A 22,082-nucleotide genomic window follows, 5' to 3' on the forward strand; every position below is an offset into this window, starting at 1 on the left:
CCGGAGCCACGGTGAGAGGAGTCCGTCAGGTGCCTTCGGGGGTGAGCCGTGCGCTGTCGATGGGCCTGCCCGCCCAGTCGAGGCAGACGACGACTGCGTCGGAGGTGAGGTCCTTGCTGCCGAAGTGCTCGATCAGGCCGGCGACGACCGCGCGCGCCGTCTCGTGCGGCGGGGTCTGGCGGGTCGCGCTCAGGATCTGGCGCAGGGCCCGTTCCCCGAAGAGGTCTCCGGTCGCCGAGCGGGTGCCGTGCACACCGGTGCTGATGGCGACCAGGCGGTCCCCGGGCTCCACCTGGAAGGTCTGCTCCTCGTACGGGGTCTCCTCGAACATGCCCAGCGGGAGCTGCGCTTCCAGTTCGATCAGATCGATACCGGTGGCGCGCAGGCGGTAGAGCTGGGGGGAGCCGGCGTCCACCGCGCGCACGGTTCCGGTGTCCAGGTCGAAGCGGAGCAGCAGCGTCGAGGCATACACCTTGCCTCCGTACTGGGCGTAGACGGCCTGGTCCGCCAGGGCGGCCTGGTCGGCGAGCCCGATCCCGGCACGGCGGGCGTTGCGCATGGCGCTGACGGCGAGGTTGGTGAGCAGGGAGGCGTCGATGCCCTGGCCCATGCCGTCGGTGACGGTGAGGGTGAGGTGGTCGGCGCTGGTCGACCAGTCGAAGTTGTCGCCACCGACGGCGTAGGCCGGCTCCAGGTGGGCGCCGATGGCGTACTCCCGGCGGGCGCAGCCGCGCCCCGGGAGGAGCTGCCACTGCATCTCGGCGGCGAGGGTGAGACGGCGGGTGCGGCGGGCCTGCAGGTACAGGTCGGTGTCCCGGCCTGCTGTGGCGACCTCGTGTCCCAGGGCTGTGGCGAACTCGCCGAGTCTGAGCACGGTGGCGGGATCTGCGGAGGCAGCGGGTACGCGGAGGGACAGGACGCCGAGCCGGTCACCGCGGACGGTGATGGGCAGGTAAACCCGTTCCATGGTGGTGTCAGCGATGACCTCGACGACCGGCGTCTGAGTGGTGAACGCGGTGCCGGCCGGGCCGTCGTGCGCGGAGACCGGGTCGCCGGTGTGCGGCAGGTGCGTGACGGGCTGCAGAACTGTCAGGCCGTAGTCGGCCAACAGCAGGGTGACGTCCTGAGCGCCGAAGCCCTCGGCCAGAAGAGACCCGGCGGTGGCGACCAGCGCGTGGGGCGGGACCGCTCGCAGTCGGCTCTCCGCGGACGAGAACGGTTCAGAGGCATTCACGGCGTCCACCCTCTCCCCTTGTGACCTCCACGCTATCGCGCTGAAGGCGCGTTACGGCCCGATCGCTGGGGATCACGGTCACCCGCTCCGGGGATTCGGCACCAGCCGCGTCCGGCCTCACCGGCTGGGTCGTGCGGCACAGCAAGAGGCAGACGTCGTCGTCGCGTTCGGAGTCGTGCACCAGCGGTTTGAGCAGCGACTCGGCGCACGCGTCCAGGTCTTCCAGATCGGAATCGTCCAGGGCGGCCAGTGTCCGGCTGAGCAGCTCGATTCCTGGGTCGATTCCGTGGGCGCGTCGCTCCACCAGGCCGTCGGTGTACAGCACGAGCGTCGAGCCGGCCGGCAGTTCGGCCGTGTGGTCCTCGTACTCGAAGGGCAGGGGCACTCCCAGCATCACGCCGGGTTTGGTGTCCAGGACGCGCGCACTGCCGTCGGGCGCGCGGACCACGGCCGGCGGGTGCCCGGCCGCGGCCCACACGACCTGGGGATCGCCTGGGCGGAAGCGGGCGATCATGGCGGTCGCGTACAGGTTCGGCTGCTGGTGGCGGAGCATGCGGTGCAGGCGGGTGAGGATCTGGGCGGGGCTGTCGTTGTCGGTGGCGTACGCGCGCAGAGCGGTGCGGAGCTGTCCCATGATGACGGCGGCGCGCAGACCGTGCCCGGTGACGTCTCCTATGACCGCCAGCAGGCTGCCGTCGGGCTGGAAGAAGGCGTCGTACCAGTCGCCGCCGATGTTGAGGCCGCGGGTGGCGGGCAGGTAGCGGGCGGCCAGGTGCAGGCCGTCGATGGCGGGCAGGTCGGTGAGCTGGGCGCGTTGCAATGCCTCGGCGGTGTCCCGGTGCTGTTCGTAGCGCAGCGCGTGGTCCAGGGCGATGGCGGTGCGGCGGGCGAGTTCGAGCAGCATGACGCGGGTGTCCGCGTCGAAGCGGTCACCGGGGGCGGTGAGGGTCAGCACGCCCAGGGTCCGTCGCACGGTGAGCGGGATGCTCAGTACCGGCCCGGTGGGTTCCGTCCTGGAGAGCGGGAGATCGTCGATCCAGGCGAGTCCGTCTCGGTCCGCTCCGGCGTGTTGGGGACGGTCGGTGCGGGCGGCGGCGACCGCGGCACCTGGGTGGGCGCCGTTCCTGTCTGCCCGTTCGTCGTCGAAAAGCCATACGTCGACCCGGCTCGCGTACTCGGGGACGAGCAGTTCGGGTAGGCGGCGCAGGATGTCCTCGTGGTCGAGGGACGCGGTCACGGCCGCGCTGGCGTCGGCGAGGAAGGTCAGCAGGCGCCGCGCCTTCTCCGCCTCGCCGCGCGCGGCTCGTTCGGCTTCGAGGAGTTTCTGCTGGGTGAGCGCGGCGGCGTCCAGTTCGGCGTGCAGGGCCAGCACGCCCTGGTTGGTCTGGTGCAGCTCCTCACGGTGGACACGGAGCAGCCGCTCCGTCTCAGCCAGCCGGCTCAGGACCGCTGCGGTCTCCTCGTCCGCCGCGAGGACGGCCTCGGCCGGGTCGTCGTCCACGTCCGCCAAGGGAGGCAGGTTCCCTGTCACGGGGCCGGGGCAGGTGAGAGCGAGCCGCCATGGCGGCATCCGGTCGTGCGTCGGCGGGGTGGGCCGTACGACGGCCTGGACCTGCCCGCTGCCATCCGGGCCGACCCGCCGCACACTGAGGGTGAGTTCTGCACCACCCTGGCCAAGGCACTGGCGAAGCCGCGCCGTGAGTTCGGTGAGGAAACGGGCCCGCTCGACCTCGGGAGCGCGCAAGACGGCCGTGAGGCGCGCCGCGAAGGTCCGGGCGCGTACGGCTTCCGTAGGGGTGGTGATCTTCCGAGCGTCCACGGGGATCATGGGTGCCGGTCCGCGGGTTCGGAGGTCAGAACGGCCACACTGGTGTCGTCGCGTACGGGGCTTGCAGGGCTGTTGGCATCGCGCAGGATGGTCGCGGCCACCACCGCCGGGTCATGGGTGAGGAGATCGGGATCGTCGGGCGGCACCCACCGGCTGGGCAGTCCGTCGCTGTGCAGGACGAGCAGGCTGCCCTGCTGCCAGGACCGGCGCTGTACGGGTACCGTCGCCGGGAACTGGGCGCCGACGATGCCGGGGTGGGACACAAGGTGCTCCCATGAACCTGAGGCGTACAGCCGGGCGCCGATGTTGCCGACTCCGGCGAAGGTCAGCTCCGAACTGTCCGTGTCCAGCTGGGCCACGGCCACGGCCGCCCCGCGGGTGGGCCGGAGGGCAGAGTGCATCTGGCGCAGGATCTCCGCAGGTTGCAGGTGCGCGGCGCGGCGCAGTTCGTCGACGGCCGCGCTGGACGCGTGCGCGGCCTTGGCTCCGTGACCGAGGCCGTCGGCGAGCATCACGGTCAGGCGAGCCTGTGAGCGGATGCAGCTCCAGGCATCTCCGGAGTCCTCGGCCTGGCCGAGCGGTACGTTGATCCCACCCGCGGTCGGACCTTGTCTCCCCTTCGCGGACCGGGTGGTGCCGGGCTCCTGGTCGATACGCGCCACCGCGACGGTGCCCCGGTGGGTGCTGTGCAGGTCGAACGCGCTGGATATACGCAGGCAGGTGCTCAGGCCGGCACCGAGCGACGCCTCGCTGGTGGTGTAGCCGTCACGCATGGCCGCGTTGACATCGTGGATGCCGGGGCCGTGGTCGAGGGCGGTGAGCTGCACGGCCGCACTGCGGGTCTCCTCCCGCGGACGGTCGACGAGGCCGATCACCATGCGACCGCCGCCTGCGTGTTTGAGCAGGTTGGTCGCCAGCTCGGTGGCCACCAGAGCGGCGACCGCGGTGCGATGTGGGTCGAGGCCGGCGAGGAGGCCGGCCGCCTCGGCCGCCACCCGGACGTCCCGTACGCGGGTGGAGTCGTGCACCGGGATGTCCCAGACGCGAGTCATGACAACCCCAGGCGAGCTGTGGGCACGCCGGTCGCCCAGGCGATGACGGTGACGGTGGTGCCCCGGCCTGGTTCGGTGTCGATCTCGAACTCGTTGACGAGGCGTTTGGCCCCGCTCAGCCCGAGGCCCAGGCCGCCGCCCGTGGTGTATCCGTCGGTCATGGCGAGTTCGACGTCGCGGATTCCTGGTCCGGTGTCGACGAAGGACAGCCGCAGACCACGGGTCACGCCCTGGGACAGGGAACTGATCTCCACGTGCCCACCACCGCCGTGGACCAGAGTGTTGCGAGCCAGTTCGCTGGCCGCGGTGACCAGTTTCGTCTGCTGCACCAGGCCGAAGCCGAGTTCCGCGGCGGACTGGCGTACCTGCTGCCGGACCCAGGCGAGATCCGCGTCCGAGCCGATCGGCAGGACTGTGCCCGTGGCGGGGTCGGATGCCGGCATCACGTGCCCCTCTCGCGTTCGTCCGAAGCGCTCGATGGAGACGGCTGCGCGAGCAGTTCCAGTGCGCGTGCGACATCGAGGGCCGTGGCCAGGCCGGGCAGGGTGAGGCCCAGCTCGACCAGCGTGATCGCCACGGCCGGTCGCATGCCGGCCAGGACGGTGCGGGCCGCCAGCAGACTGGCGCCGGCGGCGATCTCGGCGAGTACGCGTCCCAGGAACGAGTCGACGATCTCCACCCCGGAGATGTCGATGACCACACCGTTCGCCGTGCTTTCGGCGATGCGGTGGGCGATGTCGTGCTGAAGCTGCTCGGCAAGGCTGTCGTGCAGCTCCCCCTGGAGGCTGACCAGCAGGGTCTCCCCCAGTGCCAGGACCGGTACCGCGGTGGCGCGGTCCGGGATGCGACCGGTCACGTCAGGCTCGCCCTCGGGGACACTTCGATGCCCTGCTGACCAAGGGCGTAGGCAAGGGCGTCGGCGAGCGAGGCGCGGGTGAGGACGGAGCCCAGATCGATGCCGAGCTGGACGATGGTCTGCGCGATGGCCGGGCGGATGCCGGAGACGATGCACTCGGCGCCCATCAGTCGGGCGGCGGCGACCGTCTTCATCAGGTGCTGGGCGACGAGCGAGTCGACCGTGGGAACACCGGTGATGTCGAGGATGGCGTAACGGGCGCGCTGGTTGACGATGCCCTCCAGCAAGGATTCCATCACCACCTGGCTGCGGGCGCTGTCCAGGGTGCCGATCAGCGGTACGGCGACGATGCCCTCCCACAGGTTGATCACCGGGGTGGCCACTTCGAGCAGTTGCTGCCGCTGCCGCGCGATCAGCTCCTCACCCGCACTGAGCGCCGTCCGCATCACCACCAGGCGCAGGGTGCCCATCAGAGCGGTCAGCGCCAGAAGACCCTCCGCCGCCTCGGGGGCGGAGGAGTCGGGGAATTCGGCCCGCAGCAGCTCGGCGACCGGGGCACGCAGGGCGGCGACTTCGTCCGCGATCCGGGCAGGGCTCGATCCGGAGCGGGTCCGGGAGCCGGACATACGCCCCAACTGCTCGCGCACATTGTCGAAGCCGGGTGCCTCGATGTCCTCGAGCCGCCCGGCCGACGCCACGTCAGACAGCGCGTCCACGACGGCCTTGCACGCCTCCACGGCCTCGTCACGCGAGACGGTGAAGACCGCGCGGAAGAGCGGGGCATCGGCCCAGCGCTGAGCGATCTGCTCGCGGCGGCGCTCCAGGAAGGCTCCCAGCTGGCGCGCCGTCGATTCGACCGCCTCTTGCTCCGACACCTCATCGTCCCCTCTGTACAGGCTCAGCGGCCGCGGGCGGCCACACTTACCAAGAGACGATTATTGCCTCATGGCAAACGTTAGCGCCGGGCGCGTGACGCAAACAACACGGGATCGACACATATCGAGGGGGCGGGTCGCGATCTGATCAGCGGCCGTGCCAGTCGAGGCAGACCACGAGGGCGTCGTCATCGGGAACGGGCCGGCCTCGGTGTCCGGTCAGCTCGCGCAGGATGGCGCGCGGGACCTCGGCGGCGGGGAGCAGCCGGGTGGCCTGGATCGCCCGGGCCAGCGCGACGTCGCCGTACGCCTCGCCCTTGGGGTCGGCGACCGCGTACACACCATCGCTCACGAAGACGAGCCGGTCTCCGGGCTCGACCCGGAACTCCTGGGCCACATAGTCGGTCTCTTCGAACATGCCCAGCGGGAGCTGCGCCTCGAAGGTGACCCGTTCGACCGCGCCACCCCGTAGCCGCAGCATCTGCGGGGAGCCGGCGTCCACGACCTTGGCATGACCTGTTGCGAGGTCGAAGTCGAACATCAGCACCGACAGATAGCAGCGGCCACTGTAGTGGGCGTAGACCGCCTGGTCGGCCAGGGCCGCTTGGTCGTCGATGGCGATCCCGGCACGCCGGGCGTTGCGCAGGGCGTTGATGGCCAGGTTCGTCAGCAGGGAGGCCTCTATGCCCTCGCCCATGCCGTTGGTGACGTACAGCATCAGGTGGTCGGCCGTGGCGGACCAGTCGAAGTTGTCACCGAAGATCGCGTACGCCGGCTCCAGTTGCGCGCCCAACTCGTACTCGGGGCGGGAGCAGGAACGTCCGGGCAGGAGCTGCCACTGCATCTCGGCTGCCAGCGTGAGCCGGTCCTTGCGCCGCGCCTGCAGATAGATGTCGGTGTCCCTCTCGGCCACGATCACCTCGTGGCCGAGCACCTCTGCGATGTCCATGAGCTCGCCCAGCAGGTCGTGCACCCGGCCGTCGTCCGGCAGAGTCACAGACAGGACGCCCAACCGGTCCCCGCGCACGCTGACCGGCAGATGCACACGCGCGCAACGGCCTGCGTCGGCCTCAACGACCGGCTCCTGAGCACCGAAAGCCCGGCCCACAACGCTGTTGTGCACGGACACCGGCTCCATGGTGTGCGGCAGCACCGACACCGGCTGAAGCACGGTCAGGCCGTAATCGGCCATGAACAGTTCCACGGACTCCGCGGCGTACTGCTCGATCAGCGCACGACGGACGGCGTCGAGCAACTCGTGGGGTGCCGCCGTACGCAGGGCGCGCTCGGCGGTCACAAATCTGTTCACGATGGTAAATACACCAATCTTTCAGCGGACACTTAAACCGCCCTCGCCTACGTGACGAGGTCGTACGATTCAGCCGCGCCAAGCTGTCCGGGCCGTCCAAACCATCTCTGGCCGCTGTGGGCACCTAGTAGGCTGGCGGCCGTCCCAGTGCCTGCGAGAGTGTGACAGTGGCTGCTTTCCGCCCCCGCCCGGAACCCGTCGAGGTCGCCCGTGTGACCGCGACGGCCGGAGAGTTGCTGGAAGTCCTGTGGGGGCGGGCGTCCACCGCTCCGGCGTCCGCGTCACAGATGCGGGTGCTGCTCATGCTGGAGCACCAGGACGGTATCAACCTGCGCACGCTCAGTGACGCACTTGCCTCGACGCCCCCGTCCACCAGCCGGCTGTGCGACCGCCTGGTCGCAGCCGGGCTCGTCGAGCGCGTGGTCAGCGCCGCCAACCGGCGCGAAGTACGGTTGCACCTCAGCAATCGGGGCCGCGCCTTCCTGGACGACCTGCGCGCACGCAGGGAGCAGGAACTGCAGACGGTGCTGGCCCTCATGCCCGCCGGCAAGCGAACGGCGCTGCTGGAAGGACTCGAGGCGTTCTGCCGCGCGGCGGCACTGCAGATACACGACAGCGCGCAGCAGCCGGACGACCGGACCGCCTGACGACGCGGCCGCCCCACCGGGCTCCCCGACACTGCGGGGCGTCGGTGGCCAGCGCACGGAGCGGCCTCCGCCCACCGGAACATTCCACACCCTTCCCCGTGCAGCACGACACGGCTACTTTCTTGCCCTAGGGGCATTATTGTCAAATGACAACTGACGCTCTCGGGCGCTACCTGGCTTCGGATACCCCGATACCGCCTCCGTTTGCCTGTGGGCCACGCCTCGAAAGTTCATAGCCCCTGGTGGACACGGCATGGGGAACACGCACGCGAGATCACGCGGACCTTCCTGTCCGTGGTGGAACCCAAGGATTCAGCACAGGCGGAGGCAGTCCTGCCACGGCAGCGCGACACTCCCCTGTGGGAACCCGGCGGGTTCGGCAGCCCCACGTGCCGGCCGACTGGGCGTCTCACGGTCACACCTAGTGGCCGTTTTTCCGTCCCGGGTCACTGCGGGTGTGCCCTCCGCTATCGGGGGTAAGCGCCGAGCAAGGCGGCCGGCGGGTGACCGGGCCGGGCCGGGGACGACCAGGGAGGGCTTGTGACGGCGACAGGCGTCAGTGCGACCACGGAAACCGACATGGAGCTGCCCCGGATCAGCGAACCACAGAAGGTCGCACCTGAGGATGCCAGGCAACTGTCCAAGGCGTTCTTCGACCAGCTCGCGGTGCTCGAAGAGGGCACGGAGGAGTATCAGTACGTTCGGAACACCCTCATCGAGATGAACATGTCGCTGGTGCGCTACGCGGCCGGCCGCTTCCGCAGCGCCAACGGCCAGTCGATGGAGGACATCGTCCAGGTCGGCACCATCGGCCTGATCAAGGCCATCGACCGCTTCGAGATCTCGCGCGAGGTCCAGTTCACCAGCTTCGCGGTGCCGTACATCGTCGGGGAGATCAAGCGGTTCTTCCGCGACACCACCTGGGCGGTACACGTGCCGCGACGCCTTCAGGAAGCCCGCGCCGAGCTCTCCAAGGCCACCGAGGAACTCGCCAGCCGACTGGGCCGCTCCCCCAAGGTCTCCGAACTCGCGGCCTTGATGAACCTCACCGAGGAGGAGGTCGTCGAGGCCCAGATCGCCGCGAACGGCTACACGTCGGCGTCCCTCGACGCTCCCCTCAGCTCCGCGGACGAGGACAACGAGGCGGCGCTGTCCGAAGTCATCGGCCTCGAGGATCCGGCCCTGGAACTCGTGGAAGACTTCCGCTCTCTCGCTCCCCTACTCGCTGATCTCAGCGAGCGAGAGCGCTTGATCCTTCATCTGCGGTTCGTCGAGGAGCGGACGCAGGCCGAGATCGGCAAGCGACTCGGCATCTCCCAGATGCACGTCTCCCGCCTGCTCTCCCGGCTTCTGACCCGCCTGCGCGGCGGCATGCTCTCCCTCACCTGACGGTGCGCCTGTCCGGGGCCGACAACAGGTGGCCGGCGATGTAGCTCGCGACACCGGTGCCGCTCCCGATGCGCAGCCGGTGGCGCCCGTCTGTGGTGGCTGCCTCCGCGGGCGCCACCGGCAGGGCGGAACACGTCCCGAGGCTCCGACGAGCCGCCATGCCGAGGACAGCCCCGCCAGGGCTGCGCGCAGCTCCGCACCTCAGTCTTCAGGACAAGGCGGGCGCCTCTCCATGGTTCTCACCATGAGGCGCGTCGTGTTCGGCACGGACGTCTGGGAGTACGACCTGACACTGCTCTTGGATGAGGGCATGCTCGGCGAGGGCGTGGCTCGTGGTGGGCACGATGGACAGCAGCTCGCTCAGGCCGGTGATCTCGATGACCCGGAGCACGGGCGCGGGGACGGCGGCCAGGGTGAGACTCCCGCCTGCTTCACGGGTCTGTGCCACAGCCGGACCAGGGCGTTCAACCCGGAGGAGTCACAGAAGCCGACCCCCGACAGGTTCAGCGACGGGTCCAGGACCAGGTGAGATCGCCCGTCCCGCATGAGGGTGGCCTCCAAGCTGCTGATGCCCCGACTCTTCCGGTGCATGTGCTATGCCGTCGCCGTGGATCGAGCGCACGATTGGAAGGGAGCTCAGACGCAGGAGGCCGGTGATGTTCGAGGCCGATGACATTCGGGAGTGGCGCGGGCACGATGTGGTGGATCCTGGCGGTCACAAGATCGGCACGCTGGAGTCGGTGTACGTGGACACGGCGAACGACGACCCTGTGTTCGCCGCGGTCACCGTGGGACTGCCTACCCGGCGCCGTCTCGTGTTCGTCCCGCTCGGCGGCGCCACCGTGGGCCCGGGCTATCTGAAAGTCACCAGCCCTAAGGGTCTGGTCAAGAAGGCACCTTCGATCGAAACCGACGGTGTACTGCCCGCCGGCGAGGAGCCCGCACTCTTCGCGCACTACGGGCTGGACTACGCCCCGGGGGCCGGTGGCGAACGACGCCTCGCGCGCCGTTGACCTCGCGAAGCACGGGAGGACGGATGAACCTGTTCCTGCTCCTGATCATCGTGGCGATCGTCCTGGGCATCATCGGAGTCGCCGCGCATGGCCTGTTCTACCTTCTGGTCATCGGTGTCCTCGTCCTGGTGGCGGACCTCGTCTATGGAGCGACGCGGTTCCGCCGCCGACGTCCACGGTCACCGCGGGTCCGCTGAACCCTGGCACCCCCAGTTGATGCGTGCACGAAGTGAAACGGATGGAAATGAACACCACGGAAGACAAGGACGGCGGCGAGGCCGAGTCGGTGGGCGTGCGGCTGCGCTCAGAGGTCTTGTCCGCCCTCGGCGCCCTGACGGATGGCCAGGGTGCACCCTCGCCCCAGTTCCGTGCTGGGGAAGCGGTGGCCTACGAGTGGGCCCTGGGGAGGGCCGACAGTTCCCCGGTCACCGGTCGGGGTGTACCAGGTCCACCTGACCTCGCGCTGCTGACCGCCGAGCTGGACGCGGTCACGGTCCAGTTGGAGGACACGGGGAACCTGCCCGGAAACACCGACTATCTGCGCGGGCTGCACGCCGGGCTGACCTGGGTGTGTGGATACGGAGTCGAACGGGGCTGACCAGGGACGAAGCCGCGCGTTCCCCTGCGGGGATGTGGTGCGCGTCATCTGGGGACCAGGGCACAGATGGCCTTGCCGTTGGGAACCAGCACCACGGTGACCTTTCTGGCCAGACGACGGATCATGAGCCAGCCGAATCCACCCAGGCGTCCGCTGAAGTCCGGTGCCCGAGGGCGAGGCGGTTCGGGATCCGAGTCGAGGACGGTCACCTCGACGGCGTCCGGCCGGGCGTCGAGACTCAGCACGCAGGTCGTACCGCGGGCGTGCCGCACCGCGTTCGTCACGAGTTCCGTGACGACGAGGTCCACGTCCTGCGCGGATCGGTCGTCGACCGGTGGAGCGAGTTGGCGCACGAACCACCGGGAGACCTGGCGTGCCTTCGCGGCAGCGTCTGGGCGGTTGCGGAGTACCAGGCGCCGGGGTGCGCTGGTGTCTTGTCTCCTACCGGGGACGATCACTTTTCCTCCTGCAGCAGCGTCGGATTGCTCGTCGTTTTCCGGCTTCCCGCGACAGGCTGATGGATGTTCGCCCGATGAGTGGAAAGCGACTCAAACGCCACCGCCCAGCGCATGCAGATGCGGACTTTGCTGGCCTTCCGAACCGGAGTGGTCGACTCATCCAGTACTCGCAGCACGAAGCGCGACTTGGGACATGCCTCAGCCAACCCCTATGGGGGTACAGGACAACGCCGATCCTGTGCGTCAGGTCGTGCTGCGGCTCGCCCGGCGGCGTGGAGGCCGCAGCCACAAGCGCGTTGGCGACGTCCCGCAGTCTCCTGTTCGTGTGCTGGGACTGCCGACGCAGGATACGCATGGCCACGCCGGCGGCGTGCTGGTGCTCACGGAGCAGCTCACTCGTCGGTTCAACCGAGTCGGGCGGGTAGCCGCAAAGGAGGTGCATCTCGTCCCACCACCACGTGTCTTCCTTCACCCCGGTAGACGAAGACCCCCGTCAGCTCCTCCGCCTCGCCAGTGCTCCGAATGACTTCCCTCCGCACGACCGCGCCTCCCATCCGGGCCCCGCTCCGGCGGAGCCGGAGACGGTCGGTGCATCCGGAGAACACGAAGAGCTCTACGGCAGAGAGTTTCGTAACTGTGGGTGTACCACTCTGGCGCTTTGGGTAACAGACCGTGCATGTCGTGCCCCGCACATGATCACGGGCACCTGGATGAAGGGCGACAGCCATGCCGAGTCTGCTGACCGATCACTCCACGGCCCTGTCGTTGGCCCGACATACGCCGGGGCCGGCCACAGCCCCTGACACCGCCCTGCCGTCACCGGCGGCAGACAACCTGGCCTCCGCGGACCTGAGCTCGATCGCACCGGCCGATGCCCGGGTCCTGTCCAAGACCCTGTTCGCCCGCTTGGACGCGCTGGAAGAGGGCACCGCCGAGTACTCCTACGTCCGCAACACGCTGGTCGAACTCAACCTGGCCCTCGTGCACTTCGCGGCCCGGCAGTTCCACTCACGCACCGAGTCGGCCGAAGACGTGCTGCAGGTGGGCACGATCGGACTGATCAAAGCGATCAACCGGTTCGACCCCTCACACGGCGTCGAATTCGTCACGTTCGCGCTGCCGACCATCTTCGGCGAGATCAAGCGGTTCTTCCGCGACACCACCTGGGCCCTACGAGTTCCGCGCAGGCTGAAGGAGCTGCGCCTGACGCTGGACAAGGCGACCGCGGACCTGGAGCAGTGCCTCGGCCGGCCACCAACCGTCGCCGAACTTTCCACGCACCTGCATCTGGACGCCGAAGAAGTGCTTGAAGGGCTGGGAGCCGCCAACAGCTACAACACCCTCTCGCTGGACGCCCCCTTCGAAGGAACCGACCGCGATGACGCTCTTGCCGACCATGTCGGCTTCGAGGATCACGACTTGGAACTGGTCGAGGAGCTGACCACTCTGCAGCCGGTGATCGCCGCACTGCCCGAGCGCGATCGGAAGATCCTCGCCATAAGGTTCGGCCGCGAGATGACCCAGCGCGAGATCGCTGACGAGCTCGGTGTCTCCCAGATGCACGTCTCTCGCCTCCTCGCGCGCATCCTGGCCAAACTCCGATCGCACTTGACCCCACAGTGACAGACTCGTGTCTGCACGAGCGAGGACCTCAGCCAGCCCAACCGACAGGCCGGTCGCGCCACGCATCACCGAGCGCGGCCGGTCACTGGTGTCCGCCGAGTACACCGAGCGGCGGTCGAACGAGTGGACTGCAAGGTTCAGCAGGCCTGAATCAAGCACGGGTGACGGTGCCCCCGGCCCTGCAACGCCACGACCCGGCCACATCGGAGACGCCAGGGGGCCAGTGCGCCGGATCCGTGGGACGACCCGGCTGCGCGCCGCCGGGGGCGGCAACTGGACCGGAGGCCGGACGGCGTAGTCGGCAGAGGCCGAGTGACGGGAACAGCAGCCGGAACGGGTGCGAGGCGTTCGGCGGGGTAAAGGGGGTCCATGAGTGATCGAGCCCGGCACCCCATCCGGAACCTGCTACGCGCCGCCGACCAGTCGCTGTTCCAGAGCGTGGCGGCGCGCGAGTGGCCCGCAGCCGAAACGGTGCTGCCGAGGCTGAGCCGGAGCGCCAACCACGGTCTGCTGTGGGGCGGCGTCGCCCTGGGTATGTGGGCCCTCGCAGGGGCGCGCGGCCGCCGGGCCGCTGTCCGCGGGGTGACATCACTGGCGCTGGCCTCGGTCACGGTGAACACCATCGGCAAACGCTCCGTCGGCCGGGCCAGGCCGATACGGGACGCCGTGCCGGTCGTCCGGCACCTGCCCCGCCAGCCCTTCACCAGTTCCTTCCCCTCCGGGCATGCCGCCTCGGCCGCGGCGTTCGTGTCGGGGGTCGCCCTGGAGTCACCGCGCTGGGGCGCAGCCTTGGCTCCGCTGGCCGCATCGGTAGCCTTCTCCCGCGTCTACACGGGGGTCCACTATCCCGGCGATGTCCTGGCCGGCGCGGCCCTCGGAGTGGGTGCCGCCTATGCGGTGCGCGGCCTGGTGCCGTCCCGCTCGCAGATGCCGCCGCCGGCCCGGCCACGAGCGGACGTGCCCGCACTCCCCGAAGGAGAGGGGCTGGTCGTCGTCGTCAACCCGTCTTCCGGCAGCCAACCTCAACTTGCCGACCCCATCAAGCAGTTGAGAACAATGCTGCCGCAGGCCGAGGTCGTACTCTACGACGAGGAGGCCGGACCCCTGCCCAAGGTACTGGCGAAGGCGGCCCGGGAGGCTGCACACCGGGGCGGCGCCCTGGGAGTGTGCGGCGGCGACGGCACCGTCAACGCAGCCGCGACCGCCGCGCTCGCGGCCGACGTGCCCCTCATGGTGCTCCCCGGCGGCACGTTCAACCACTTCGCCGCCGATCTGGGAGTCGACACAGTAGCCGACGCGTGCACCGCGGTGATGCAAGGCAGTGCCGTCCGTACCGACGTCGGCCGGATCAGACCTCTGCGCACAGCGGATGGCGGCACCGAGCCGGCCTACTTCCTCAACACCTTCAGCATGGGCGTCTACCCGGAACTGGTACGGCTGCGCGAACGATGGGCTCCGAGGATCGGCGGACCACCGGCCACCCTCCTCGGGGTCGCCCGGATCCTGCGCCAGTCCGCTCCCATGCGGGTCGAGGTGAACGGACACCGCCGGTCGCTGTGGCTGCTCTTCGCGGGAAACGGCCTGTACCGCAGCGTCGGCATCGCACCGGTCCGGCGCCACGACCTGGCCGACGGCATGCTCGACGTGCGGGTCGCCCACGCCGGCCGCTTCGCCCGCACCCGTCTGCTGGCGGCAGCGTGCGTCGGCCGACTGGCAAGGACACCGTTCTACGCAGCCGCAACGCCGAAGCGCCTGCTGATCTCCGGCCTGCCCGAGGAGGCCTGCATGGCCTACGACGGCGAGGTGGCCGACGCTCCTCCGGCCCTCCTCCTCGACAAGCTCGCCGAGGCCCTGACCGTGTACCGACCGACATCAGACGACATCCCCGGCAGCTCGCTCGCTGCGCCCATGGACAGCGGCCGGTGACACCAAGGTTTGCTACGCGCGACGCTCCGTCTCCGTGGGTCGACTCCCCTGCCTGCGCAGTCCGAGTTCTTCGTCGGCGGAGGGCTGCAGGAGACCGTCGGCTACTTCGAGGAGGGACAGTCCATCACGCGCACTGACCGCTTGCAGCCAGGCCAACGCCTCTGCCGTGGAACAGTCTTCGCGTGCCGCGACACACCCAGCGGCCCGGTGGATGCGGTGCCAACGTGCCGCACGGGTATCCGACTTCCACACCGGCCGCCGGCAGCCTGAGCTCGCGTGCACGCGTCGCCAGCGCAGCAGCGCGTCCAAAGCGACGTCGGCGGCACGTTGCGCCTGGGCGAGCTGCGGAACCGTCACCTGCTTCGGCCGCGTGTAGTAGAGGGACATGACGCCGATCGGCGTGCGGCGCTCGTTCAGCGGTAGCGCCAGCACCTGCTCGACATCAGGCACCTCGTCAGCCAGGTGCGAGCCAGCACTGGAATGGCTGTTCTGCAGGCCGGATACGAGGACTGGCCGCATCTCCAGGGCCGCATTGATCGACGGACCAACAGCGCGCGTGAACTGCACGGCTTCGCCGAGCAGGGCCGACTCGTCGGTGGCACACAGCAGTTGCCAGTGATCCAGGCTGGGCAGCAGCGACAGAGCCGCCCGCTGTGCGCCCATGCCCGCTGTGAACGCGGTGCAGAGCCGGCGGGGCAGCGCGCCTCGCCCCACCGCTGCCGCGATCGAGACGTCATGCACAATCGAAGGTGCTTCTCGTGTTTCCGACGTCTCCTCCAGCATGGTCATCATTCCCTCATTCGCGCACTGTCCGCGCGTCGGGAGCGCCCTCGGAGCGGTACGGATGGCCGTGCCCGGCGCCCCAGCCATGAAAGTGCGTTTACCACCCGACGGTCCCTCTCATGTGTCGCTCGTCGGCCTCAGGTGCTTTGACAGGACGAACCGGGTGCTACGGCGCTCCAGACACATCTCCTCGTCGCGTGAGTCATCGACAACAGCCGTCCGGGTGACCGTGGCGTCATGCCGGTCGCCGAGGGTAGGCGCGCAACTACAGATGAAGAACACGCCACGCTGGGACGCCCCAGAGAACCAGGGATGTCACAGGGGCCCAGGGCCGCGGCGCACGATTCCGTGGGCCAGCCCTTCCCGTGGTCGACCGGAAGGGAAAGAGAAGATGGACAACCTCGCACGACTGATCCAACAGACCATGCGCCGCCGCCATTTGACGGCACAGGCCATCGCCGAGCAGACCGGTATTCGTACCCCGCGGGTCAAAGCGTTCGCGGAAGACGGTGCCAACGGCCCCATCCATCCCACCGACGACGAACTGAGGGAACTCGCCCGCAGCCTCGCACTGCCCCTGTCGGCGGTTCTGGGAGTCGCACATCCTTCGGTCAAGGCGAAGGCAGCTTCCGAAGCGCGAAGGCTGCGACAGCACGCCGGCGGTCGTCGCACACCAGTCCATGGGTCTCACTAACATGAACCACTTCCGATCTCACCTGATGCCCCATGCCACGGTCCCGAAGAGCGGACCTCCGCCGCGAGCGGATTGGTACGCGTGGAGCGTGATGACTTGCGAAGACAACGGCGACAGCGAAGCCCCACACGTGGGCGTCCGCCTACGTGTCGACGTCGAGACCCTTCTCGGTGACCTGACAGACGGCCATGGTGCGGGCTCACCGCAGTTTCAAGCGGGAGAAGTGGCGGCATTCGAGTGGGCACTGGGACGTTCCGAGAGTTCCCCAGTCACTGCCCGGGGGGTTCCTTGCGCGCCGGACCTGGCGCTGCTCACGGCCGAACTGGACGCCGCGACAGTCCAATTGGAGCACCCCAGCGGCTCGCCTGGCAGCAGCGACTACCTGCGAGGGATCCACACGGCACTCAACTGGGTGTGCGGATACGACACCGGGCTGCTCTGACCCCCTGCTGCCTGCACTACTGTTGTAGTGCAGGCAGCGGACCCAAGAGGTACCCGCGAACAGCATCACCAGGGCCGTGACGGCTGCGACGCGGACGATCCCTCGGGCACGCGGAATCAGAACGGGCAGGAGCAAGCCAAACGGCATTCCAAGGACGATGTTCCCACCGAGTTTCTTGACCGTGTCCTGAAAGCCCGGCCGGTCCAGGTACGCGCGCATGGAGTGCGCCCGCCTGGCAGAGGGGTGTCGTGGCTGCTCAGGGCTGTTCCATTTGCCGCTCAGGCCGGATCCATGCGACCAAAGAGGGCAGCGTGGCCCGGCGGGAGCTGCGTCAGAATCCTGCGAAGCAAGGCTTCATCAGCCATGTCGGCCAGCGCACTGAGCACCGCGGCCACGGCACGACGGGCCTGAAGCTCGTCAACGATGTCACGCTCAGCCACTGCCTCGACGAAGCCAGAAGGAGTCAACGGCTCACTGGCCGGCGCGGATTCGCTCAACCACGCGACGCACTGCGGCGGCAGCAGCGCTGCCAATTCGGTTCGGTCGTCGCCGACGAGGGTGGGAGCCCAAAACTGACAGCACGTTGCGTACCGCACGTGTGGCCTCGTCCTGATCGTCTTAGGAGCCTCGTTCGCTTACCCGATCAAGCAGCACTTCCAGCGCCCGGAACAGAACGGTGTGCAGCCAGAAGTACCAACAGGTCGCCACCACCTGTGCCGGGCGACTCCCGTTCGCCGCTCGAACCGTGGCTTATGAAGACGCATCCGTAGCGTCAGCGCCGCCTCAACGCTCTACGAATCAGCAAGAACGCACCGGCTGCGATCAACGCCATCCCCATGATGATCAAGAGCAACCCGACAGCAATCAGAGAAGCACCGAGTGCGATCACAATCGCACCGAGGATAAGCAAGATCATCCCGACGGTGAGAAGAAAGATCGCGAGGACGATCACGGTGCCCTCCTTTCTCCCCCTCTCGACTGTGGACCCTCCTCCTGGTCAACACAAACACTCCTCAGAGCAACCTCCCGACGTTTACGCCGTCGCACCCCCACACCAGCGCATCGACTAGAGGAGTCTGAGGAGCCCCAGCCAATGACGACAGAAGCGAAGGCATCACCCAGGTGACATATGCGCAGGTCAGCGCACCATTCCGAGTTCTGGATCACCTCCGGCCAGCCCGCGTGCGCGCCGCAAGCCCCGGATCAGTGCCGTCACTTCGCGTCGGCGCGGGGAAAGACGTATTCGTCCAGCAGGATGCCGATGGCGACCGCGGCCGGTACGGCGACCAGCAGCTGCCCGATCTGCAGAACGGTGTGCACCAGAAGCCAGGCCAGTGTCGCGCCGAGTCCCTGGGCGAAGCCGGCCCGCAGCCACGACCCGCTCCGTTCAACGGGTCGTGGCGGGATGCTTCCGAGTCCTCTCCTCCTGTGCCCGCCGCTTCTTGGCTCCCCGGCAGTGGTCCGGCTCCCCCGCACCGATCTTCCGGCAGTCGTTTGGGGAGGTGCGGGCAGGCGGAAATCCCTGAGAGGTCGTCAGCGTCTACGGCTGCGGACGGTCCAGCCGCCTCCAACACCTGCGAGGTGCAGCGCCAGCACCGTGAGGCCAAGGAGCATGACGTTGGTCGAGGTGAAGGTGTGGTTGGTCGAGATATCTGCTGCGTTGATCAAAAAGGCGATGAAGAACAGGGCCGCAGAAGCTATCGCCAGCATGGTTTTGGCCTCCTCGTCGGGTGACGTCTGTGGTGCGCTGCCCTCCGAATTCCCGCCGCCTGGCAACTCACACCGGCGGCGCCGCACAAGTCCGCGGAGCCTCATCGGCGCTGTAGCGGTTGGGTAGGGGCATTTAGGGCAAGCGCATCTTCCCGGGCGCGGCCTGCGTGCCGTGGAGAATGGCGGGGAGGGTGTCTGAATGTCCAGTGTTCCTTCGGTCACGAGGACCCATGTCGGCCGCTGTCTGGTCGCTTCCTTCGATGGCGAAATGGACTGCCTGACCGGGCAGATGTTTCGAACCGAGTTCTTCAACCTCATCGATTCCGGCGGCCCGTCGGCGCGCCCATGAGGCCGGGGCAAGGTTGGCGCTGGCCGGCGTGCAGGGGCAGCTACGACAGCTACTGAAGCTCACCGGCGTCGATAGGATTCTTGACCTGTACGACGCCGCGGAAGATGCCGTGCGAGGCCTTGCAGACCACCTCGGAGCCAATGCGAGGAATGAGAGAAATACAGGTCCTCAAACGAGGTTTGCATCACCCAGATGACCGACCAATTCTACATATTATTCATCTTCCGCCCCAGCTCATAGCATTTTCGAACATATAGGCGGGGCTGAGGGAACTTCGTGCGGGTAAGCGCGTACGCGACGGCATCGAGGAAAGGGGAAGCCATGTCAGTGGAACCCGAACGTGCCGAAGCGACTCCCGCGGCGGAACACGTCGCCGAAGCGATGATCAAGCTGTGGCAGCGGGCCCATGAGGACGTCGCCCCCACGGTTTCCGAGGAGCAGATGCGCGTTCTGCTCGCCCTGGGCGGCGAGGCGAACGCCCCCGACAGGATTGCCCGAGACCTCTGCGTCAGCGCCTCGTGGGCGACCCGGTTGCTCGACTGTCTGGAGCAGCGCACGCTGGTACGGCGCCTCCCGTCCGGCGAGTTCTCCGTCACTGGCGCCGGAACATGTGTGCTCGAAGCGACACGTCAGCGCCGTCGGCAACTTCTGGAACAGACACTGATGACCGCCGCACCGTCGGACCGCCCGGTATTGCGGGACACGTTCAACCAGCTGTACGGGGTTGTGAGCCCCTTGGCACGGGTGCCTCGTAGCCGTTCGCCGCTCTGATCGGCGCACGCCCCGTCACACGGCACGGCCGGCGCGGCGTCGGCCGGCGCTACGCCCCAGCTCCGCAACCCTGTGATGGTTCTTGTCCTCGGGCTGCCCCGGAGAGTTTGCGGGCAGCAGCCCGAGCGCACTGAAACAGCTGCTGCCCGCAGGTCCCACTCTTGCGTGGAAAAGCCAGCCCCGCTACTCATGCGCGCCCCTTGGACGTACGCCATGGTCAGCCCTGTCTGCGGGTAGGGCCCGACGAGATGCGGCGACTTCACACTCCTTCATCCCCCCGGCTGTGCGGGGCGGGCACGCGCGCATGCTCGCCCGTGACGCGGGCAAAAGGGAACGACGGGTGCGGGCTGCCCGCCGTCCTTGCTGGGGAGGCGCGTGATCATGCGTATATGGCAGGAGAGCACCGAGGTGGGCTCGCGGCCTGGTCAGATGTCCCCGTTGGGCGCGACCTTCGACGGCGCCGGGACGAACTTCGCCGTGTTCTCCGAAGTGGCGGAGCGCGTGGAGCTGTGTCTCTTCGACGAGGACGGCATCGAGGAGCGTGTCACGCTGAAAGAGGTGGATGGCTTCGTCCACCACATCTATCTGCCCGACGTGGGCCCGGGCCGGCGCTACGGATTCCGGGTGCGCGGACCGTACCGACCTCAGCGTGGCGCGCGCTGCAACCACAACAAACTGCTGCTCGATCCGTACGCCAAAGCGATCGAGGGCGAGGTCGAGTGGAACGAGGCGCTCTTCCCGTACCACTTCGATGCCCCCGGCCGACGAAACGGCCTGGACTCCGCCCCGTACGCGCCGAAGTCGGTAGTGGTGAACCCCTTCTTCGACTGGGGCAGAGATCATCCGCCACGGACCCCGTATCACGAGACGGTCATCTACGAGGCCCACGTGAAGGGGATGACGAAGACCCATCCGGCCATACCGGAGGCGATACGCGGTACGTACGCGGCGCTCGCGCACCCGGCCATGGTGGACTACTTCGTCACGCTGGGCGTCACCGCGGTGGAGCTGATGCCGGTCCACCAGTTCGTCCACGACCACGTGTTGACGGAGAAGGGCCTGTCGAACTACTGGGGGTACAACACCATCGGCTTCTTCGCGCCGCACAACGCCTACTGCTCGTCCGGGCAGCGGGGCGAGCAGGTGCAGGAGTTCCGGTCGATGGTCAAGGCCTTGCACGAGGCGGGCATCGAGGTCATCCTCGACGTCGTCTACAACCACACCGCCGAGGGCAACCATCTCGGGCCGGTGCTGTCGCTGCGCGGCCTGGACAACGCGGCCTACTACCGCCTGTCCGATCAGGACCCCCGCTTCTACTGGGACACCACCGGCACCGGCAACAGCCTGCGGATGAATCACCCACACACCCTGCAGCTGATCATGGACTCGCTGCGGTACTGGGTGACCGAGATGCACGTCGACGGCTTCCGCTTCGACCTGGCCGCCACCCTGGCCCGGCAGTTCCACGAGGTGGACCGGCTGTCGTCGTTCTTCGACCTCGTCCAGCAGGACCCGGTCATCTCCCAGGTGAAGCTCATCGCCGAGCCCTGGGACGTGGGCGACGGCGGCTACCAGGTGGGCAACTTCCCGCCGCTGTGGACCGAGTGGAACGGCAAGTACCGCGACACGGTTCGCGACTTCTGGCGCGGCGAGGGCGGCACTCTGGGTGAGTTCGCCTCCCGCCTCACCGGATCCTCCGACCTGTACCAGAACGACGGCCGCCGGCCCTACGCCTCCATCAACTTCGTCACCGCGCACGACGGCTTCACCCTGCGCGACCTGGTCTCGTACAACGACAAGCACAACCAGGCCAACGGCGAGGACAACCGCGACGGCGAGAGTCACAACCGGTCCTGGAACTGCGGTACGGAGGGCCCCACTCACGACCGCGGCGTGCTGGCCCTGCGCGCCCGGCAGCAGCGCAACCTCCTCGCCACCCTGCTGCTCTCCCAGGGCGTGCCCATGCTGCTGCACGGCGACGAACTCGGCCGGACCCAGCGCGGCAACAACAACGCCTACTGCCAGGACAACGAACTGACCTGGATCGACTGGCCCAACGTCATCGAGGGAAGCGAACTGCTCGACTTCACCCGCAAGCTGATCACCCTGCGGCGTGACCACCCCGTCTTCCGCCGGCGACGGTTCTTCCGGGGACGTGCGACGCACGCATCCGGCAGCGTGGTGAAGGACATCGCCTGGTTCACGCCTGCCGGGCGCGAGATGACCGACACCGACTGGGAGACAGGCTTCGCCAGGTCCCTCATGGTCCACCTCAACGGCAAGGCCATCACGGAACCGGACCTCCGCGGACTGCGGGTGGAGGACGACTCGTTCCTCCTGCTCTTCAACGCCCACAGCCAGGCGCTCGCCTTCACTGTTCCCGAAGGGCTCGGTCCGTGGTGGGCGGTGGAGGTGGACACCGCCATCCCGTACACCGAGTACCGGCCGCTGATCAAGGCCGGCAGTGAGGTGGAGGTCGAGGCCCGTGCCATGCTCGTCCTCCGCGCTCACCAGGACGGTTGAAC

General features: G+C 68.3%; 24 protein-coding genes. 12 read left to right on the forward strand and 12 right to left on the reverse strand.

Going from position 1 to position 22,082, the window contains the following annotated elements:
- Positions 1-25: 25 nt before the first annotated feature.
- The 7 genes from ABB07_RS05875 to ABB07_RS05905 form a co-directional block, all read right to left on the reverse strand.
- Positions 26-1,243, reverse strand: coding sequence for a PP2C family protein-serine/threonine phosphatase (locus tag ABB07_RS05875; RefSeq protein ID WP_208897705.1), 1,218 nt, complete (start codon positions 1,241-1,243; stop codon positions 26-28).
- On the reverse strand, positions 1,221-3,062 hold the full coding sequence (locus ABB07_RS05880; RefSeq protein WP_208897706.1) for a PP2C family protein-serine/threonine phosphatase: 1,842 nt from the start codon (positions 3,060-3,062) through the stop codon (positions 1,221-1,223). Before ABB07_RS05880 ends, ABB07_RS05875 begins: the two co-directional genes overlap by 23 nt.
- Positions 3,059-4,114: a SpoIIE family protein phosphatase gene (locus ABB07_RS05885; RefSeq protein ID WP_208897707.1), complete on the reverse strand. Its 1,056-nt coding sequence runs from the start codon at positions 4,112-4,114 to the stop codon at positions 3,059-3,061. Before ABB07_RS05885 ends, ABB07_RS05880 begins: the two co-directional genes overlap by 4 nt.
- Positions 4,111-4,557: an ATP-binding protein gene (locus tag ABB07_RS05890; protein WP_208897708.1), complete on the reverse strand. Its 447-nt coding sequence runs from the start codon at positions 4,555-4,557 to the stop codon at positions 4,111-4,113. The genes ABB07_RS05885 and ABB07_RS05890 overlap by 4 nt, the downstream gene beginning before the upstream one ends.
- Positions 4,557-4,970, reverse strand: a complete 414-nt coding sequence (locus tag ABB07_RS05895) for an STAS domain-containing protein (RefSeq protein ID WP_208897709.1) — start codon at positions 4,968-4,970, stop codon at positions 4,557-4,559. The genes ABB07_RS05890 and ABB07_RS05895 overlap by 1 nt, the downstream gene beginning before the upstream one ends.
- Positions 4,967-5,845, reverse strand: a complete 879-nt coding sequence (locus tag ABB07_RS05900) for an STAS domain-containing protein (protein WP_208897710.1) — start codon at positions 5,843-5,845, stop codon at positions 4,967-4,969. Before ABB07_RS05900 ends, ABB07_RS05895 begins: the two co-directional genes overlap by 4 nt.
- A gap of 148 nt (positions 5,846-5,993) precedes the next feature.
- On the reverse strand, positions 5,994-7,154 hold the full coding sequence (locus ABB07_RS05905; protein ID WP_208897711.1) for a PP2C family protein-serine/threonine phosphatase: 1,161 nt from the start codon (positions 7,152-7,154) through the stop codon (positions 5,994-5,996).
- Positions 7,155-7,315: 161 nt separating this feature from the next.
- Here ABB07_RS05905 and ABB07_RS05910 point away from each other — a divergent pair, with 161 nt between their 5' ends.
- From ABB07_RS05910 to ABB07_RS05935, 6 genes are all read left to right on the forward strand, one after another.
- The gene (locus ABB07_RS05910) at positions 7,316-7,801 is read left to right on the forward strand and encodes a MarR family winged helix-turn-helix transcriptional regulator (RefSeq protein WP_208897712.1); all 486 of its coding nucleotides are present in this window, start codon (positions 7,316-7,318) and stop codon (positions 7,799-7,801) included.
- A 579-nt stretch (positions 7,802-8,380) separates the two neighbouring features.
- Positions 8,381-9,190: a SigB/SigF/SigG family RNA polymerase sigma factor gene (locus ABB07_RS05915; RefSeq protein ID WP_208903302.1), complete on the forward strand. Its 810-nt coding sequence runs from the start codon at positions 8,381-8,383 to the stop codon at positions 9,188-9,190.
- A 244-nt stretch (positions 9,191-9,434) separates the two neighbouring features.
- Entirely contained in the window at positions 9,435-9,719 is a 285-nt protein-coding gene (locus ABB07_RS05920; protein ID WP_208897713.1) for a hypothetical protein, read from the forward strand.
- A 127-nt stretch (positions 9,720-9,846) separates the two neighbouring features.
- Positions 9,847-10,203 carry a PRC-barrel domain-containing protein gene (locus ABB07_RS05925; RefSeq protein WP_208897714.1) on the forward strand — a complete coding sequence of 119 codons (357 nt, stop codon included), beginning with the start codon at positions 9,847-9,849 and terminating at the stop codon, positions 10,201-10,203.
- A gap of 23 nt (positions 10,204-10,226) precedes the next feature.
- Complete coding sequence (locus tag ABB07_RS05930) at positions 10,227-10,400, forward strand: hypothetical protein (RefSeq protein WP_208897715.1); 174 nt, start codon at positions 10,227-10,229, stop codon at positions 10,398-10,400.
- A gap of 47 nt (positions 10,401-10,447) precedes the next feature.
- A complete protein-coding gene (locus ABB07_RS05935; protein ID WP_208897716.1) occupies positions 10,448-10,801 on the forward strand; it encodes a hypothetical protein in 354 nt (117 codons plus the stop codon).
- Positions 10,802-10,845: 44 nt separating this feature from the next.
- Here the strand turns inward: ABB07_RS05935 and ABB07_RS05940 are convergent, their stop codons facing one another.
- The gene (locus tag ABB07_RS05940) at positions 10,846-11,259 is read right to left on the reverse strand and encodes an ATP-binding protein (RefSeq protein WP_244189231.1); all 414 of its coding nucleotides are present in this window, start codon (positions 11,257-11,259) and stop codon (positions 10,846-10,848) included.
- A 726-nt stretch (positions 11,260-11,985) separates the two neighbouring features.
- On the opposite strand from ABB07_RS05940, the gene ABB07_RS05945 reads away from it, so the two are divergent.
- Together ABB07_RS05945 and ABB07_RS05950 are read left to right on the forward strand one after the other, a co-directional pair.
- The gene (locus ABB07_RS05945; protein WP_208897717.1) at positions 11,986-12,882 is read left to right on the forward strand and encodes an RNA polymerase sigma factor SigF; all 897 of its coding nucleotides are present in this window, start codon (positions 11,986-11,988) and stop codon (positions 12,880-12,882) included.
- 369 nt (positions 12,883-13,251) lie between these two features.
- A complete protein-coding gene (locus tag ABB07_RS05950) occupies positions 13,252-14,808 on the forward strand; it encodes a bifunctional phosphatase PAP2/diacylglycerol kinase family protein (protein WP_208897718.1) in 1,557 nt (518 codons plus the stop codon).
- Between the two features lie 12 nt (positions 14,809-14,820).
- On the opposite strand, the gene ABB07_RS05955 is transcribed toward ABB07_RS05950, so the two are convergent.
- The gene (locus tag ABB07_RS05955; RefSeq protein ID WP_208897719.1) at positions 14,821-15,591 is read right to left on the reverse strand and encodes a GAF domain-containing protein; all 771 of its coding nucleotides are present in this window, start codon (positions 15,589-15,591) and stop codon (positions 14,821-14,823) included.
- 391 nt (positions 15,592-15,982) lie between these two features.
- On the opposite strand from ABB07_RS05955, the gene ABB07_RS05960 reads away from it, so the two are divergent.
- Positions 15,983-16,285, forward strand: coding sequence for an XRE family transcriptional regulator (locus ABB07_RS05960; protein ID WP_208897720.1), 303 nt, complete (start codon positions 15,983-15,985; stop codon positions 16,283-16,285).
- Positions 16,286-17,005: 720 nt separating this feature from the next.
- Here ABB07_RS05960 and ABB07_RS40565 read toward each other — a convergent pair.
- The 3 genes from ABB07_RS40565 to ABB07_RS05975 form a co-directional block, all read right to left on the reverse strand.
- Positions 17,006-17,260: a DUF2267 domain-containing protein gene (locus tag ABB07_RS40565; protein WP_244189232.1), complete on the reverse strand. Its 255-nt coding sequence runs from the start codon at positions 17,258-17,260 to the stop codon at positions 17,006-17,008.
- A gap of 239 nt (positions 17,261-17,499) precedes the next feature.
- Positions 17,500-17,679 carry a hypothetical protein gene (locus tag ABB07_RS05970; RefSeq protein WP_208897721.1) on the reverse strand — a complete coding sequence of 60 codons (180 nt, stop codon included), beginning with the start codon at positions 17,677-17,679 and terminating at the stop codon, positions 17,500-17,502.
- 581 nt (positions 17,680-18,260) lie between these two features.
- Positions 18,261-18,437, reverse strand: coding sequence for a hypothetical protein (locus tag ABB07_RS05975; RefSeq protein WP_208897722.1), 177 nt, complete (start codon positions 18,435-18,437; stop codon positions 18,261-18,263).
- Between the two features lie 320 nt (positions 18,438-18,757).
- Between ABB07_RS05975 and ABB07_RS41965 the strand changes: the two genes are divergently transcribed.
- The 3 genes from ABB07_RS41965 to glgX all read left to right on the forward strand — a co-directional run bounded on the left by ABB07_RS41965 (position 18,758) and on the right by glgX (position 22,080).
- Complete coding sequence (locus tag ABB07_RS41965; protein ID WP_425264802.1) at positions 18,758-18,982, forward strand: STAS domain-containing protein; 225 nt, start codon at positions 18,758-18,760, stop codon at positions 18,980-18,982.
- Between the two features lie 125 nt (positions 18,983-19,107).
- Positions 19,108-19,557 (forward strand): helix-turn-helix domain-containing protein, encoded by a 450-nt coding sequence (locus tag ABB07_RS05980; RefSeq protein ID WP_208897723.1) that lies wholly within the window; start codon positions 19,108-19,110, stop codon positions 19,555-19,557.
- A 381-nt stretch (positions 19,558-19,938) separates the two neighbouring features.
- Positions 19,939-22,080 (forward strand): glycogen debranching protein GlgX, encoded by a 2,142-nt coding sequence (glgX, locus tag ABB07_RS05985; RefSeq protein ID WP_208897724.1) that lies wholly within the window; start codon positions 19,939-19,941, stop codon positions 22,078-22,080.
- Positions 22,081-22,082 lie beyond the last annotated feature (2 nt).

Source organism: Streptomyces incarnatus (assembly GCF_001027185.1).
GTDB lineage: Bacteria > Actinomycetota > Actinomycetes > Streptomycetales > Streptomycetaceae > Streptomyces > Streptomyces puniciscabiei.

Excerpts from the sequence above, each read along its gene's own strand:
- ABB07_RS05975 (WP_208897722.1), bottom strand. The coding sequence starts at position 18,437 with ATGCTGGCGATAGCTTCTGCGGCCCTGTTCTTCATCGCCTTTTTGATC.
- ABB07_RS05980 (WP_208897723.1), top strand. The coding sequence starts at position 19,108 with ATGTCAGTGGAACCCGAACGTGCCGAAGCGACTCCCGCGGCGGAACAC.
- ABB07_RS05925 (WP_208897714.1), top strand. The coding sequence starts at position 9,847 with ATGTTCGAGGCCGATGACATTCGGGAGTGGCGCGGGCACGATGTGGTG.
- ABB07_RS05885 (WP_208897707.1), bottom strand. The coding sequence starts at position 4,114 with ATGACTCGCGTCTGGGACATCCCGGTGCACGACTCCACCCGCGTACGG.
- ABB07_RS05930 (WP_208897715.1), top strand. The coding sequence starts at position 10,227 with ATGAACCTGTTCCTGCTCCTGATCATCGTGGCGATCGTCCTGGGCATC.
- ABB07_RS05890 (WP_208897708.1), bottom strand. The coding sequence starts at position 4,557 with ATGCCGGCATCCGACCCCGCCACGGGCACAGTCCTGCCGATCGGCTCG.
- ABB07_RS05955 (WP_208897719.1), bottom strand. The coding sequence starts at position 15,591 with ATGCTGGAGGAGACGTCGGAAACACGAGAAGCACCTTCGATTGTGCAT.
- ABB07_RS05880 (WP_208897706.1), bottom strand. The coding sequence starts at position 3,062 with ATGATCCCCGTGGACGCTCGGAAGATCACCACCCCTACGGAAGCCGTA.
- glgX (WP_208897724.1), top strand. The coding sequence starts at position 19,939 with ATGCGTATATGGCAGGAGAGCACCGAGGTGGGCTCGCGGCCTGGTCAG.
- ABB07_RS05935 (WP_208897716.1), top strand. The coding sequence starts at position 10,448 with ATGAACACCACGGAAGACAAGGACGGCGGCGAGGCCGAGTCGGTGGGC.
- ABB07_RS05920 (WP_208897713.1), top strand. The coding sequence starts at position 9,435 with ATGAGGCGCGTCGTGTTCGGCACGGACGTCTGGGAGTACGACCTGACA.
- ABB07_RS05945 (WP_208897717.1), top strand. The coding sequence starts at position 11,986 with ATGCCGAGTCTGCTGACCGATCACTCCACGGCCCTGTCGTTGGCCCGA.
- ABB07_RS05915 (WP_208903302.1), top strand. The coding sequence starts at position 8,381 with ATGGAGCTGCCCCGGATCAGCGAACCACAGAAGGTCGCACCTGAGGAT.
- ABB07_RS05960 (WP_208897720.1), top strand. The coding sequence starts at position 15,983 with ATGGACAACCTCGCACGACTGATCCAACAGACCATGCGCCGCCGCCAT.
- ABB07_RS05950 (WP_208897718.1), top strand. The coding sequence starts at position 13,252 with ATGAGTGATCGAGCCCGGCACCCCATCCGGAACCTGCTACGCGCCGCC.